Source organism: Streptomyces sp. NPDC004327 (assembly GCF_042873935.1).
Taxonomy (GTDB): Bacteria; Actinomycetota; Actinomycetes; order Streptomycetales; family Streptomycetaceae; genus Streptomyces.
In genome coordinates this window covers 725,192-739,148 of sequence record NZ_JBIAME010000002.1, presented here as the reverse complement: position 1 = coordinate 739,148, position 13,957 = coordinate 725,192, and the positions used below count along the sequence as shown (strand labels likewise).

The window sequence follows — 13,957 nt, the reverse complement described above, 5'->3', positions numbered from 1 at the left end:
CCGGTGCAGGCAATCCCGGCCGGAAACCGTTACCGTCGCGGGGTGCCCCACCACCATCGGATGCTTCTCGCCCTCGCCGTGCCGCTCACCCTGCCGCTCGCCCTGACCGCCTGCGGCGGCGCCGCCGAGTCGGCGGGGCCGCGGAGCGCCCGTGCCGCCGACGCCAAGGCCACGGCCGCGCCCAGCCCCGCGGCCACCTCGGCCGCCACCTCGGCAGCCCTCCCCCTCGCCGGGCGGACGATCGTCGTCGACCCCGGGCACAATCCTGGCAATTTCCGGCATTCCACCGAAATCAACAAGAAGGTGGATATCGGGACGACTCGCAAGGAGTGCGACACCACCGGCACGTCCACGAACCACGGTTACACCGAAGCCGCGTACACCCTCGATGTTTCACACCGTCTTCGCGATCTCCTCAAGAAGCAGGGCGCGAAGGTCGTGCTCGTCCATGACGCCGAGCGCCCGTACGGGCCGTGCATCGACGAGCGCGCCCGGATCGGCAACGCCGCCCGGGCGGACGCCGTGGTGTCCGTGCACGCGGACGGTTCGGCGGCCGGGAACCGCGGGTTCCATGTGATCCTGCCCGCGAAGGTGAAGGGCGGGGCCGCCGACACCTCGAAGATCGTGGGACCGTCCCGTACCCTCGGCGAGGCGCTGGTCACACAGTTCGCCCGCGCGACGGGTTCCAGGCCCGCCAACTACATCGGATCCGGTACCGGGTTGGACGTCCGCGACGATCTCGGGGGCCTCAATCTCTCCACCGTTCCCAAGGTGTTCATCGAATGCGGCAACATGCGTGATCCGAAGGACGCCACGCTGTTCACCGACGCCGCGTGGCGCCAGAAGGCTGCGCAGGGGATCGCGAACGGCATCGCGGCCTATCTCAAGGGGTAGGACTCGGGGCCGGAGCCGGTGAACGAACGGGCGGACGATAGATTCGATCGGTACGCTCCGTACTCTCTGTGTTCTCCGTGCTCTCCGTACGCTTCCGTACGATGGGGCCGCCCCCGTGCTTCGCGCCACCCCGACGAGACGACCCGACGAAGGATTCTTACGTGAATATCCGCTCCCTCACCCGAGGCGACGGCGTGCTGGCCGGTGCTGCGGTGTTGCTGTTCATCGCCTCGTTCCTCGGCATCTCCGGCTGTGACGCGCCGGGCGACATCTGCAAGTCGTACGACTCCGCGTACTCGTGGGAGATCTCGCCGCTCGGCTGGGGCGCCGTCTTCCTCGGCATCGCCGGTGCCGCGCTGGTGCTCGTCACGCGCGCGCTGCCGCAGCCGCGGAAGGTGGCCGGTCTGGAGCTCGGGCAGGTCGGCGCGGCGTTCGCGGTCGCCTCGGCGTGGTCCATGCTCATGTGGGTCTTCGAGTCGGCCAACGCGGGTGCCGGTCTGATCCTCGGCCTCATCGCCTCGCTCGTCCTGGCCGGCGCCGCTGTCGCGGGCCCGCTGGTCCCGGCGCTGCAGGCGCCGCTGCTCGGCGCGCCGAAGCCGCAGACCCCGCAGCCGTACGGCATGGGCATGCAGCAGGGCCCGGGTCAGCAGGGCGTCCCGGGCGGCTACGGCTACCCGGGTGCGCAGCAGCAGCCGTACGGCGCGCAGCCGGACCCGTCGCTCGGTGGCCAGCCCTTCGGCGGCCAGCCGCAGGCCGCCCAGCACCAGGCCGCTCCGGCTCCCGCCCCGGCCCCCGCCGCCGCGGCCCCGGCTCCGGCCCCGGCCCCGGCCGCCTCGGACTTCGCGCCGTTCTGGTTCGCGGTCCCGGTGGCCCGTCCGCTCTACGGCGAGGACGGCGGCGCCGCCCCGATCGCCGAGCTGGCGCCCGGCACCTGGTACCTGGCGGTCGAACAGCGCGGTCAGGCGCTGGTGGCGCAGACCCAGGACGGCCGGCGCGGTGTGCTCCAGGACACGACGGGCATCCAGCGCGGCTGACCCTCCCGTCCTGCCGTTCCCTCCTGCTTCACCGGCGGCCCCTCGGCCCGGATCTCTTCCGGGCGGGGGGCCGCTGTCGTACAGTGCCGACCTGGCCGACTTGGCTGACACACCGTCAGAAAGGCTGCGCGGCATGCGACTCGGACTCGCCCTCGGCTACTGGGGCCGCGGCCCCGCCCCCGCGCACCTCGCACTCGCCCGCGAGGCCGAGGCGCTCGGCTACGACTCGGTGTGGACGGCCGAGGCCTGGGGCTCCGACGCCTTCACCGCGCTCACCTGGATCGCCGCGCACACCTCCCGCATCCGGCTCGGCACGGCGGTCGCGCAGATGGCCGCCCGGACGCCGACCGCGACCGCCATGCACGCCCTGACCCTCGACCATCTGTCCGGCGGCCGGATGACGCTCGGGCTCGGGCTCTCGGGGCCACAGGTCGTGGAGGGCTGGTACGGGCGGCCGTTCCCGCGCTCGCCGCTGACCGCGACCCGGGAGTACGTGGACGTGGTGCGGCAGGTGCTGCGCCGCGAGGGGCCCGTCACGCTCGACGGGCGCTACCACCCGCTCCCGTACACCGGCCCGGACGGCACCGGCCTCGGCAAGCCGCTCAAGCCGATCACGCATCCGCTCCGCGCCGGCCTGCCCGTGCTGCTGGGCGCCGAGGGCCCGAAGAACATCGCGCAGACGCTGCGGATCGCCGACGGCTGGCTGCCGCTCTACTGGTCGCCGGGCCGCTGGGCCGAGGTGTACGCCCTGCCGGAGGCGCTGCCGGACGGGTTCACGGTGGCCCCCATGGTGCGGGCGCAGGTCTGCGACGACGTCGCCGCCGGGCTGCTGCCGGTCAAGGCGATGCTGGGCTTCTACATCGGCGGCATGGGGCACGCGGCCCGTAACTTCCACGCCGATCTGATGGCGCGGATGGGCTACGAGGCGGCGGCCCGGCACATCCAGGAGCTGTTCGCGGCCGGGCGGCGCGAGGAGGCCGTGCTCGCGGTGCCGGACGCCTTCGCGGACGAGATCTCGCTCGTCGGGCCGCGCGCCCGGATCGCCGAGCGGCTCGCGCGATGGCGGACGGGCCCGGTGACGGACCTCCTGGTCACGGCACCGGACCCGGTCACCCTGCGGACGCTCGCGGAGCTGAACGCCTGACGGGGCTCACCCACCGCTGAGCTGGGACGCGCTCGGCACCTTGTCGACGACATTGGCGCCCGCGCTCTTCCCGGCCTCCTTCACGCTGTTGATGACGCCCTCCAGGCCGCCGATGTCGCCGTCCGTGGCGCCGCCCTTGCGGAGCTTCGTGCCGAGCTGCTTCAGCGACTCGATGCCGGCGGAGAGCGGAGCGACCGCCTTGGACAGGAGCGGGTCGCCCTTGGCGTTCTCCACGGCGGCCTTGAGGCGGTTGTACGTGAACGCGCCCGCGAGGCCCGCCTTGACGAGGGCGAAGGTCCGGCCGTCGGCGCCCTTCTTGAACTTGCCCGCGCGATAGGGCTTCACGATCCACTGGTACGTGGCGCCGGCCGCGAGGCCCGCGTTGGCGACGAAGCGGGTCTTGGCCAGCTTCTGCTTCTCGAAGCTCGCACTGGCGGACGGGGTCGGGGTCGCCTTCGCCCGCACGTCGGCGCTCGTCGCCATGGACTGCGAGCCGTCACTGCCGCAGGCGGCCGTGGTCGAGAGCAGCGCGGCGGACAGGCAGACGGCGGCGAGGGCGCGGCGGGCACGCGTGAAGCGGGGCACGGAGGGCATGGCGTCAGCCTCGCCCGGGGGCCGGGAGGGCGCCAGCGGAGTGTGTCCGTACGGGTGCGACCGTCCCTTCCTGCACTCCACTCGATGCACATACCCGCAGGTCAGAGCCCTGGGACGTCCCTCCGCGTCCCTGGGACGGCGGCGCCTCTGGCCCTCGCCACCGGGCCGCTCGGAGAGTGGTTCCCGAGACGGAACGAGAGGTTCGAGGGATAGATGGTCAGAAGCCGCGTGTGCACCGGTGGGGGCCGGTGCCAGTGGTATTACGGGGCGCCCGACGCCCGGCTGCGGCCGGGCATCGGGACGTACCGGGGGTTCAGGACGACGGCGGGTGTGCCGCAGGAGCGTCTGGTGGTGCCGAGCGGGCGGGTGTCGCTGCTCATCGGCTTCGGGGGAGAGATGCGGGTCCGCGGGACGGGCTCGGGGCCGGCTTCGGGGACGGGCAGGGGGACGGGCGCGTGCACCGGCACCGGCGGCGCCGGCGGCATGCGGCACCGCTCGCTGGTGTCCGGGCTGCACACCCGGGCCCGGGTGCTCGGGCACGGGGGCGAGGCGTACGGCGTGGAGCTCGCGCTCGCGCCCTGGGCGGCGTACCGGCTCTTCGGCAGCCCGCTCGGCGAGCTCGCCGACGCGCTCACCGACCCTGCCGACGTGCTCGGCGCCCGCGCCCGGCACCTGGGCGAGGCCCTGGCGGAGGCGCCGGGCTGGCAGGAGCGGTTCGCGCTGCTCGACGAGACGCTGCTGCGCTGGACGGCACAGGCGGCCGCGGCGCCCGGGCCCGCGCCGGCCGTCCTGGAGGCGTGGCGGGTCCTGGAGCGCTCCGCCGGGGCGCTGCCGATCCACGAGGTCGCGGCCGAGACGGGCTGGAGCATGCGGCACCTGGAGAGCCGCTTCCGCGAGCAGCTGGGCATCAGCCCGAAGCGGCTCGCCCGCGTCCTGCGGCTCAACCGGGCGATCCGGCTGCTCACGGCGGGCACGCCGGCGGCGGAGACGGCGGTGGAGTGCGGGCTGTACGACCAGGCTCACCTGAGCCGGGAGTTCACGGCCCTGACGGGGCTGCCGCCGGGGCGGTTCCTGGCGGGCCGGGACACGGCGAGCGCGTGGATCGCGGGCTGAGCGGCCGTACGTCAGCGGTCGCAGGCCTTCGTACGGCCGCCGTCCCACGTGGGCGGGCCTTCGTACGGCCGCGGTCGCGAGCCTTCGTTCGGCCGCGATCGCCGGCGGCGAGTCCGCGGGCGTCCGCGGCCGGCTGCGGTTTTTTCCAATACGGGGGCCGGCCCCGCGCATGATCATTGATCTCGCGGGGGCATTCGCCTCAACGGATGGGCGGGGCCCGGTGCGACAGGGGTGCACCGGGACCCGCCGGTTCCGTCGCTCAGGGCTGCTGGGCGTCCTTCTCCTGGCTCGGGATGTAGCGGCCCGTGCAGGTGGGCACGCTGTCCTTGCCGGGCTTCTTCGGCAGGGCCGAGCAGACCCAGACCGAACCGTCGTCCGGGGCCGCGATCAGCGGCGTGTAGACGTCGCGGTCGTAGTGGACGACATCGGCCTGGGCGGCGCCGTCGGAGTTGTTGACGACGACGGTGGCGCCGATCTCGGCGAAGGTGATGCGGCCCCAGGCGGCCTTGCAGGCGCGGCTGTAGCGCAGCTCGATGACGAGGTCCTTGGGGATGGAGCCGGTGCGGACGGTGACCGCGTCGGCGCCGCAGTTCATCTTCTTCGGGTCCTTGCCCTCGCACCCGGTGAGCGTGCAGCCGGTGGCCGGGCCCGCGACCTTCACGACCGGCTTGGGCTTGGGCGGCGCGGGGTCGCCGGTGTGGGCGACGACCGCGTACGTGCCGGCGCCGGCCGTGAGGAGCGCGGCGAGGCCGAGCGCGGCCCAGAGGGGCCGGCGGCGCTTGCGCGGGGCCTCCTCCGGCTCCGGCGCGGCCTCCGGGGTCCCCACGGCCTCCGGCCCCTCGGCCTCCGGTCCCTCGGCCTGCGGCCCGGGCTCCGGCTCGGGGGCGGTGCGCCGGGCCTCCTCCTCGTCCCAGAGCGCGAGCAGCGGCTCCGGGTCCGTCTCGCAGAGCCGGGCCAGGCTCTCGACGGCGTCACGCGGCGGGAACTGCTTGCCGTTGACCCAGCGCTCCCACGAGGACTTCGCGTAGTGGGTTTTCTCGCTGAGCTGCGCGAAGCTCGATCCCGACGCCTTCTTCAGCGCGAGCAGTTCGCTCGCCAGGTCCTTGACCGACCCCGCACGGTCCATGTTGACCGGTACTCCTGTCATGCGTGTTCATGCCTGCCATGAACACGCACATATTAGGGGTCCGTACGGGGCTCTTTCAGCCACCGGCCGAGTGGCCGATTTTGTGCATCGTGCACAAGGGTGGCCGCCCCAAACACGTGTAACGACCACCTACAACTGTCACTTACAGCAGTCCGGTTCCAGACCCCGCGGCAGCCGCTCGCCACCGAAGACCGCGACCGTCGCCTCCTCGCCGCCGAGCGCCGCCACCGCGAGCAGCAGCGAGCCCGCCGTCCAGGTGGTCTGCTCCTCCGGCCAGACGGCCCGGTTGCCCTCGAAGACGTACCCGGTCCAGTAGTTGCCGTTGTCGGCCCGCAGGTGCTGGATCGCCTGGAGGATCTCCAGCGCCCGGTCCGACTCCCCCATCACCCAGAGCGTGAGCGCGAGTTCGCAGCTCTCGCCGCCGGTGACCCAGGGGTTGGGCAGCACGCAGCGCACGCCGAGGCCGGGCACGACGAAGTCGTCCCACAGCTCCTCGATCCGCTCCTTCGCCGCCGCGCCGGTCACCGCGCCGCCGAGGACCGGGTAGTACCAGTCCATCGAGTAGCGGGACTTGTCGAGGAAGCGCTCCGGATGGCTGCGGATCGCGTGGCCGAGCGCGCCGGCCGCCAACTCCCAGTCGGGCTGCGGCTCCTCGCGCTCGTCTGCGATGGCGAGCGCGCAGCGCAGCGCCTGGTGGACCGACGAACTGCCGGTCAGCAGCGCGTCGGTGACCGGCGTGCCGTCGGCCTCGCGCTTCCAGCCGATCTGCCCGCCGGGCTGCTGGAGCCCGAGGACGAACTCGACGGCCGCGTAGACGACGGGCCACATGCGGTCGAGGAAGGCGTCGTCGCCCGTCGACAGGTAGTGGTGCCAGACGCCGACGGCGACGTACGCGACGAAGTTGGACTCCAGACCGCGGTCGGTGACGTCGTCCGGGTCGCCGTCCTGGTAGGCCGCGTACCAGGAGCCGTCGGCGTTCTGGTGCCGGGCCAGCCACTCGTACGCACGCCGGGCGGCCTCGTGCTCGCCGGCCGTGTCCAGGGCCATCGCGGCCTCGGTGTGGTCCCACGGGTCGAGGTGGTGACCGCGGAACCACGGTATGGCGCCGTCCGCGCGCTGGGCGGCGAGGATGCCCGCGACCGTCTCGGCGGCCTGCTCGGCGGTCAGGACGCCGGGGAGTACCAGGTGCTCCGCCATCCGCTCGGTCACCGGGCCGCTGCCTTCGCGGCGTCCGCGGCGGCGTCGGCCTTCGGCAGGTGGGGCTTGGTGGCGTAGGCGACGAAGCTCTTGCCGACGACCGGGTTGAGCAGCTGCTCGGCGATCCGGGTCACGGCGGGCTTCTTCATGATGTCCCAGACCAGGAGCTTGTGGTACGCGCGGACCGGCAGCGCCTTGTCGTTGTCCACGCCGAAGGCGCACTTGAGCCACCAGTACGGCGCGTGCAGGGCGTGGGCGTGGTGGGTGCCGTAGGGCCGCAGGCCGGCCTCGCGGATCCGGGCGAGGAGCTCGTCGGCCTTGTAGATGCGGATGTGGCCGCCCTCGACCTCGTGGTACTCGTCGGACAGCGCCCAGCAGACCTTCTCCGGGCCGTAGCGCGGGACGGTGATCGCGATCCGGCCGCCGGGCTTGAGGACCCGGACCATCTCGGCGAGCACGCCCTTGTCGTCCGGGATGTGCTCCATGACCTCGGAGATGATGACGACGTCGAAGGACTCGTCGGGGAAGGGCAGGTTGAGCGCGTCGCCCTCCATCGCGGTGGCGCTCGCGCCGGCCGGGGCCTCGCCGGCCTCCTTCATGGCCGCGAACCACTTGGCGACCTCGCGGATCTCCTCGCCGTTCTGGTCGAGGGCCACGACCTGGGCGCCGCGCCGGTAGCACTCGAAGGCGTGCCGGCCCCCGCCGCAGCCCAGGTCGAGCACGCGGTCGCCGGGGGCGAGCGGGAAGCGGGTGAAGTCGACGGTCAGCACGGGGTCCCGCTTTCAGGATTGACGAAGGTGGTGGGCTGGCGTTCCGCCAGGGCGATGGGGGTCCCCCCTGTCCGGGCGGGGCCGGGAGCGTGGGGGAGGGTGGGCGCACCCGCCCACCGGGCCGCACCCGGCACGCGCGGCTCGGGCGTCACCGGCGGGCTCCGGCACCCTGACGCGCGAGCGCCTCGCGGTAGAGGTCGGCGGTCCCCTGGGCCGCGCGCGCCCAGGTGAAGTTGGCGAGGACCCGTTCGCGGCCCGCGTGACCGAGGCGGGCGCGCAGGCCCGGGTCGCCCAGCACCCGTCCGAGCGCGGCGGCGAGTGCCCCCGCGTCGCCCGTCGGCACGGCGAGGCAGGTCTCGCCGTCGGGGCCGGCGACCTCGGGGATCGCGCCGCCGGTGGTGGCGACGAGCGGGGTGCCGGTGGCCATGCCCTCGGCGGCGGGCAGCGAGAAGCCCTCGTAGAGGCTGGGCACGCAGGCGACCTGGGCCGAGCGGTAGAGGTCGACGAGCTCGGCGTCGCTGATGCCCTTGACGAAGCGGACGGCTCCGTCGAGCCCGTACCGCTCGATGGCCTGGGCGACCGGCCCGTCCTCGGCGCGCTTGCCGACGACGACGAGGTGGGCGTCGGGCCGCTCGGTGCGCAGTTTGGCGAGCGCCTCGATCAGGTGGACCAGGCCCTTGAGCGGGACGTCGGCGCTGGAGGTGGTGACGATCCGGCCGGGGACCTCGGCGACGGACGGGTCCGGGGACCACAGTTCGGTGTCGGCGCCGATGTGGACGACCCGGATGCGGTCCTCGCGTACGCCCAGGTGCTCGACGATCTCCTGGCGCGAGGTGCCGGAGACGGTGAGGACGGACGGCAGCCGGCGGGCGACCCGCTTCTGCATGCGGGTGAAGGCGTACCAGCGGCGGACGGAGGCGCGGCGCTTCCAGTCGGCGGCGGCGTCGATTTCGAGCTGCCGGTCGACGGTGATGGGGTGGTGGATGGTGGTGACGAGCGGGGCGCCGAGGGCGCGCGGGCCGCCGAGGAGCCCGTAGCCGAGCGTCTGGTTGTCGTGGATGACGTCGAAGTCGCCGCGGCGGGCGGCGAGCATGCGCCGGGCCCGGAGCGAGAAGGTGAGCGGCTCGGGGAAGCCGCCGGTCCACATGGTGCCGACCTCGAGCGCGTCGATCCAGTCCCGGTACTCCTCGCGCGCGGGCGTGCGGAAGGGGTCGGGCTGGCGGTAGAGGTCGAGGCTGGCGATCTCGGTGAGGGACAGGCCCCGCAGCTCCTCGCCCTCGTCCAGCACCGGGTACGGCTGGGAGCCGATGACCTCGACGGTGTGGCCGAGGCGGGCCAGCTCACGGGAGAGGTGACGGACATACACGCCCTGACCGCCGCAGAACGGGTTCCCCTTGTACGTGAGGAGAGCGATCCGCAACGGACGGTCACCGTCGCCCGTGGTGCCCCGCCGGGGGCTTGCCTCTATGGCTTCCGCGGTCAACGTGGACCCCCTTCGAGCGTGCGTTTCGCGGGAGCGTAACCGCCCGCGCTAACCTAGAACAAGTTACAGATCGATCCTGCGAGGAGCACTGAATCTACCGGTCGGTAGCTCGGCCGCGAGAGGCACGTCGGGTGATTCGCGCCACCACCGCCGACCCGCCATACTGTCGCCCCTTCAGCATCCGGACGGTCGCCCGGGCAGTCGCCCGGAAACCTGCACGGACACGGCACGGAATCCAGCTCGGACACCGCACGGAACGGGACCCATGACCGCGGAAGCCAGACCTGCGTCACCGCCCCTGACAGAGCGCCAGGAGGCCCGCCGCCGGCGCATCCTGCACGCCAGTGCGCAGCTCGCCGGGCGGGGCGGTTTCGACGCCGTCCAGATGCGCGAGGTCGCGGAGGCGGCCGGGGTCGCGCTCGGCACGCTCTACCGCTACTTCCCATCGAAGATCCATCTGCTGGTCGCCACCATGCAGGACCAGCTCCAGCACATGCACACCACGCTGCGCAAGCGCCCGCCGGCGGGCGCGGACCCGGCCGAACGGGTGGCGGAGACGCTGATGCGGGCCTTCCGGGCGCTGCAGCGCGAGCCGCAGCTCGCGGACGCGATGGTGCGGGCGCTGACGTTCGCGGACCGGAGCGTGAGCCCCGAGGTCGACACGGTGTCACGGCTGACGACCGCGATCATCCTGGACGCGATGGGGGCGGAGCATCCGACGCCGGAGCAGCTGTCGGCGGTGCGGGTGATCGAGCACACCTGGCACTCGGCGCTGATCACCTGGCTGTCGGGGCGGGCGTCGATCGCCCAGGTGAAGATCGACATCGAGACGGTGTGCCGGCTGATCGACCTGACGGCGCCGGGCGCCGGGCCCGCGCACCCCGGGGTGCGCGGGCGCGGCTGACGCCTCGCGGCGGGCGGGCGCCCGGGGATCCGGCGTCAGGGGGTCTTCTGCGGACCGGCGGCCTTGAGCGCGGCCTCGCACTCGGGCTTGGCGTCGGTGGCGATGAACATGTCCATCTTCAGCATGCCCATGCTGTGGTCGCTGGCCTTGAGCAGCCAGGTGCCCTTGCTGAGGGTCTTGATGGTCGAGCCGCTCTGCTCGAAGTTCTTGTCGATGCTCCAGCCGGCCTGGCCGAGGGCGGTGACGGTCTCCTTGTAGGACTTCTTCTGGTCGGCGGCCTTCGCGGAGTCGGCGGTCCACATGACCATGCACTGCTCCGTACCGGCCGGCACCTTGTCGCCGGAGGCGTCCTGCGTGAAACCGGCGCCGGTGGCCGCGGTCTCGATCTCCTTCTTCACGGCATCGGCCGTCAGGTCGCCACCGCCCGTCTCCGAACCGCCGCCGGTCGAACCGCCGGACGTGACGGACGTCTTGCCCTTGCCCGAACCGCCGTTGTCCGAGCCGCCGTTGCTTCCGCAGCCCGCGACCAGCAGCACCACGCCGGCGGCCGCGGCCACCCAATTCGCCTTGCGCACAACTCTCCCAAATACGTGCGCACGAAGGCCCCTTGCCCCCGTGACCAAGGGAGTAGTTTTGCATAAGGGAACCCGTCCTCCGACTTCCCGCGGTCCTAGTCCTCGGGCGGGAAGACCGGCTCCCCGCCGTCCGCGAGGGTGATCGTGATCGCCTCCACCGGGCAGCCCTCCGCCGCCGCGAGGACCTTCTCGTTCGCGTCGGACTCCGCGTCGCGCGGGTGGGCCTGGCGGGCGGTGTCGAGGCGGAAGCCGTCGGGGGCGTGGTTGACGCACATGCCGGAGCCGATGCAGACGGTGCGGTCGACCTCGACGTGCCAGCGGTCGCCCATCAGGCACCACTCCCCGGGCCCTCGTAGCCGGCCGGGAGGTGGATCATCTTGTGCTCCAGGTACTCGGAGAGGCCCTCGGGGCCGAACTCCCGTCCCAGGCCGGAGTTCTTGTAGCCGCCGAAGGGGCCGAGCATGTCGAGGCTGAAGGTGTTGACGTTGAAGGTGCCGGTGCGGACCTTGCGGGCGAAGTCGATGCCGCGCTCGACGTCGCCGGTCCAGACGCTGCCGGAGAGCCCGTAGTCGGAGTCGTCGGCGATGCGCAGCGCGTCGGCCTCGTCGCCGTACGGCAGGAGGCAGATGACCGGGCCGAAGATCTCCTCGCGGGCGATCCGCATGGAGTTGTCGACGCCGCCGAAGAGGGTCGGTTCGACGTACCAGCCGCGGTCCAGGCCCGCCGGGCGGCCGCCGCCGGTGAGGACCTTGGCGCCCTCGGCCTGGCCGACGGCGATGTAGTCGAGGGAGCGATGCTGCTGGCGGCGGGCGACGAGCGGGCCGACCTGGGTGGCCGGGTCGAGCGGGTCGCCGACCACGAGGGCGCCCGCGGCCGCCGCGAACGCCTCGGCGGTCTCCTCGTAGCGGGAGCGCGGGACGAGGATGCGGGTCTGGGCGACGCACGCCTGGCCGTTGTTCATCCAGGCCGCCGGGACGATGCCGGCGACCGCCGCCGCCAGGTCGGCGTCGGGCAGGACGACGGCCGCGGACTTGCCGCCGAGTTCGAGGGTGACGCGGGTGAGGTTGCGGGCGGCGACCTCCATCACGCGCTTGCCGGCCGCGACCGAGCCGGTGAAGGAGACCTTGTCGACGCCCGGGTGCCCGACGAGGTACTCGCTGACCTCGCGGTCGGCGGGGAGGATCGACAGGACGCCCTCGGGCAGCCCGGCCTCGGCCGCGATCTCGCCGAGGATGTAGGAGTCGAGCGGCGACTCCGGCGACGGCTTGAGGATCACCGTGCAGCCGGCGAGGAGCGCCGGGCCGAGCTTGGCGGCGGCGGTGAACTGCGGCACGTTCCACGGCACGACGGCGGCGACCACGCCGACCGGCTCGCGCCGCACGAGCAGCGGCCCGAGGACACCGGCCCGCCGCTCCTCGTAGGCGTACTGGCGCGCGACCGTGATCGCCGAGTCCCACACCATCATCGCGCCGAGTGCCTGGGCGAGGACGGACCAGGAGTACGGGGAGCCGTTCTGCGCGCTGATCGAGCGCGCGATCTCCTCGTGCCGCACCGCGATCGCGTCCTTGATCCGGCCGACGACCTCGATCCGCTCCTCCAGCGTCAGCCGCGGCCACGGCCCCTCGTCGAAGGCCCGGCGCGCGGCGGCGACGGCCCGGTCGACGTCGGCGCCGGAGGCGTGCGGGACCCGGCCGATGACCTCCTCGGTGTGCGGGGAGACCACCTCGATGACGTCACCGCCGAGGGGATCGGTCAACTCGCCGCCGATGAACAGTTTTCCGTGCTCCACAAGCTCGGTCATGACCGACTGCCTCCCGGAACCCGCCGCCGTCTGTCTGTCTCGTGTGTCTGTCTCGCGTGACTGTTTCGCGTATCTGGCTTCACTGATTTCTGACGATGCCTCAGAACTGATACCAGTTCTAGTTATCATCGGCAATGGCCGGGCAGGTGCCGTACCCGTACGGAGAGATGAGGACGCTCATGACGCAGGAGACCGCGCGAGTGACCGAGCACGGCGGCGGCGTCTGGTCCCTGCGGGTGCCGATCCCGGACAACCCGCTCGGCCACACCCTGGTCCACGTCGTCGACACCGACCGCGGGCCCGTCCTCGTCGACACCGGCTGGGACGACCCCGAGTCCTGGGCCGAACTCTCCGGCGGACTCGGCGAGCTCGGCCTCGCCGTCGCCGACGTGCACGGTGTCGTCGTCACCCACCACCATCCCGACCACCACGGCCTGTCCGGCCGGGTGCGGGAGGAGTCCGGCGCGTGGATCGCCATGCACGCCGCCGACATCGCCGTCGTCCGCCGCACCCGCGGGGCCGAGCCCGGCACCTGGCTCGACTACCTGGCCCGCAAGCTCGAAGCCGTCGGCGCCCCCGAGGAGCACACCGCCCCGCTGCTCGCCGCCCGCCACGGCCGCACGCGCACCCTGCCCGGGCTGCGCTCCGCCCTGCCCGACCGCGAGATCGTGCCCGGCGAACTCCTCGACCTGGCCGGCCGCCGGCTCCGCGCCGTCTGGACCCCGGGCCACACCCCCGGCCACGTCTGCCTCCACCTGGAGGAGGAACACCCGGCCGGCCTGCCCGGCCACGGCCGGCTCTTCTCCGGCGACCACCTGCTGCCCGGCATCAGCCCGCACATCGGCCTCTACGAGGACCCCGACGCCGACACCGTCACCGACCCCCTCGGCGACTACCTCGCCTCCCTCGAACGCATCGGCCGCCTCGGCGTCGCCGAGGTGCTCCCCGCCCACCAGCACGCCTTCGCCGACGCCGCCGGCCGCGTCCGCGAACTCCTCGTCCACCACGAGGCCCGGCTCACGGACCTGCTGGACCTGCTCGCCACCCCGCTCACGCCGTGGCAGCTCGCCGAGCGCATGGAGTGGAACCGCCCCTGGGACCGCATCCCGCACGGCTCCCGCAGCATCGCCGTCAGCGAGGCCGAGGCCCATGTGCGGCGCCTGGTGAAGCTGGGCCGCGCGGAGCCGGTGGCGGGGACGGAGCCGGTGCGGTACGTGGCGGTGTGAGCGGGGCGGTGCGGTACGCGGCGCTGTGAGCGTCGGCCGGTCTGAGTGGTGCGGTACGTGGCGGTGTGAGCGTCG

General features: G+C 73.1%; 14 protein-coding genes. 6 read left to right on the top strand and 8 right to left on the bottom strand.

Going from position 1 to position 13,957, the window contains the following annotated elements; all coding sequences use genetic code 11:
- The first annotated feature begins 60 nt into the window (after window positions 1-60).
- The 3 genes from ACFYU9_RS09455 (at window position 61) to ACFYU9_RS09445 (ending at window position 3,072) form a co-directional block, all read left to right on the top strand.
- Window positions 61-894, top strand: a complete 834-nt coding sequence (locus ACFYU9_RS09455; protein ID WP_389343938.1) for an N-acetylmuramoyl-L-alanine amidase — start codon at window positions 61-63, stop codon at window positions 892-894.
- 161 nt (window positions 895-1,055) lie between these two features.
- Window positions 1,056-1,928, top strand: coding sequence for a DUF5336 domain-containing protein (locus ACFYU9_RS09450; protein ID WP_389205669.1), 873 nt, complete (start codon window positions 1,056-1,058; stop codon window positions 1,926-1,928).
- Window positions 1,929-2,061: 133 nt separating this feature from the next.
- Entirely contained in the window at window positions 2,062-3,072 is a 1,011-nt protein-coding gene (locus ACFYU9_RS09445) for an LLM class F420-dependent oxidoreductase (protein ID WP_389343935.1), read from the top strand.
- Window positions 3,073-3,078: 6 nt separating this feature from the next.
- On the opposite strand, the gene ACFYU9_RS09440 is transcribed toward ACFYU9_RS09445, so the two are convergent.
- Window positions 3,079-3,657 (bottom strand): hypothetical protein, encoded by a 579-nt coding sequence (locus ACFYU9_RS09440; protein ID WP_389206719.1) that lies wholly within the window; start codon window positions 3,655-3,657, stop codon window positions 3,079-3,081.
- Between the two features lie 339 nt (window positions 3,658-3,996).
- Here ACFYU9_RS09440 and ACFYU9_RS09435 point away from each other — a divergent pair, with 339 nt between their 5' ends.
- Window positions 3,997-4,779 carry a helix-turn-helix domain-containing protein gene (locus ACFYU9_RS09435; RefSeq protein ID WP_389343932.1) on the top strand — a complete coding sequence of 261 codons (783 nt, stop codon included), beginning with the start codon at window positions 3,997-3,999 and terminating at the stop codon, window positions 4,777-4,779.
- Window positions 4,780-5,038: 259 nt separating this feature from the next.
- Here the strand turns inward: ACFYU9_RS09435 and ACFYU9_RS09430 are convergent, their stop codons facing one another.
- From ACFYU9_RS09430 to ACFYU9_RS09415, 4 genes are all read right to left on the bottom strand, one after another.
- Window positions 5,039-5,926 carry a DUF2690 domain-containing protein gene (locus ACFYU9_RS09430; RefSeq protein ID WP_389343929.1) on the bottom strand — a complete coding sequence of 296 codons (888 nt, stop codon included), beginning with the start codon at window positions 5,924-5,926 and terminating at the stop codon, window positions 5,039-5,041.
- 138 nt (window positions 5,927-6,064) lie between these two features.
- Window positions 6,065-7,123: a prenyltransferase gene (locus ACFYU9_RS09425; RefSeq protein ID WP_389206721.1), complete on the bottom strand. Its 1,059-nt coding sequence runs from the start codon at window positions 7,121-7,123 to the stop codon at window positions 6,065-6,067.
- Window positions 7,124-7,131: 8 nt separating this feature from the next.
- Complete coding sequence (locus ACFYU9_RS09420) at window positions 7,132-7,893, bottom strand: class I SAM-dependent methyltransferase (RefSeq protein WP_389205677.1); 762 nt, start codon at window positions 7,891-7,893, stop codon at window positions 7,132-7,134.
- Window positions 7,894-8,041: 148 nt separating this feature from the next.
- Complete coding sequence (locus tag ACFYU9_RS09415) at window positions 8,042-9,376, bottom strand: glycosyltransferase family 4 protein (RefSeq protein ID WP_389205679.1); 1,335 nt, start codon at window positions 9,374-9,376, stop codon at window positions 8,042-8,044.
- Window positions 9,377-9,641: 265 nt separating this feature from the next.
- On the opposite strand from ACFYU9_RS09415, the gene ACFYU9_RS09410 reads away from it, so the two are divergent.
- Complete coding sequence (locus ACFYU9_RS09410; RefSeq protein WP_389205681.1) at window positions 9,642-10,280, top strand: TetR family transcriptional regulator; 639 nt, start codon at window positions 9,642-9,644, stop codon at window positions 10,278-10,280.
- A gap of 35 nt (window positions 10,281-10,315) precedes the next feature.
- Here ACFYU9_RS09410 and ACFYU9_RS09405 read toward each other — a convergent pair whose 3' ends face one another.
- From ACFYU9_RS09405 to ACFYU9_RS09395, 3 genes are all read right to left on the bottom strand, one after another.
- A complete protein-coding gene (locus ACFYU9_RS09405; protein WP_389343927.1) occupies window positions 10,316-10,855 on the bottom strand; it encodes a hypothetical protein in 540 nt (179 codons plus the stop codon).
- Between the two features lie 95 nt (window positions 10,856-10,950).
- Window positions 10,951-11,184 (bottom strand): ferredoxin, encoded by a 234-nt coding sequence (locus ACFYU9_RS09400; protein ID WP_389205685.1) that lies wholly within the window; start codon window positions 11,182-11,184, stop codon window positions 10,951-10,953.
- A complete protein-coding gene (locus tag ACFYU9_RS09395) occupies window positions 11,184-12,656 on the bottom strand; it encodes an aldehyde dehydrogenase (protein WP_389343924.1) in 1,473 nt (490 codons plus the stop codon). Before ACFYU9_RS09395 ends, ACFYU9_RS09400 begins: the two co-directional genes overlap by 1 nt.
- A gap of 179 nt (window positions 12,657-12,835) precedes the next feature.
- Between ACFYU9_RS09395 and ACFYU9_RS09390 the strand changes: the two genes are divergently transcribed.
- Window positions 12,836-13,882 carry an MBL fold metallo-hydrolase gene (locus ACFYU9_RS09390; protein ID WP_389205689.1) on the top strand — a complete coding sequence of 349 codons (1,047 nt, stop codon included), beginning with the start codon at window positions 12,836-12,838 and terminating at the stop codon, window positions 13,880-13,882.
- Window positions 13,883-13,957: the final 75 nt, after the last annotated feature.

Coding starts and splice junctions, on each gene's coding strand:
- ACFYU9_RS09395 (WP_389343924.1), bottom strand. CDS start 12,656: ATGACCGAGCTTGTGGAGCACGGAAAACTGTTCATCGGCGGCGAGTTG.
- ACFYU9_RS09410 (WP_389205681.1), top strand. CDS start 9,642: ATGACCGCGGAAGCCAGACCTGCGTCACCGCCCCTGACAGAGCGCCAG.
- ACFYU9_RS09390 (WP_389205689.1), top strand. CDS start 12,836: ATGACGCAGGAGACCGCGCGAGTGACCGAGCACGGCGGCGGCGTCTGG.
- ACFYU9_RS09455 (WP_389343938.1), top strand. CDS start 61: ATGCTTCTCGCCCTCGCCGTGCCGCTCACCCTGCCGCTCGCCCTGACC.
- ACFYU9_RS09445 (WP_389343935.1), top strand. CDS start 2,062: ATGCGACTCGGACTCGCCCTCGGCTACTGGGGCCGCGGCCCCGCCCCC.
- ACFYU9_RS09430 (WP_389343929.1), bottom strand. CDS start 5,926: ATGACAGGAGTACCGGTCAACATGGACCGTGCGGGGTCGGTCAAGGAC.
- ACFYU9_RS09400 (WP_389205685.1), bottom strand. CDS start 11,184: ATGGGCGACCGCTGGCACGTCGAGGTCGACCGCACCGTCTGCATCGGC.
- ACFYU9_RS09425 (WP_389206721.1), bottom strand. CDS start 7,123: ATGGCGGAGCACCTGGTACTCCCCGGCGTCCTGACCGCCGAGCAGGCC.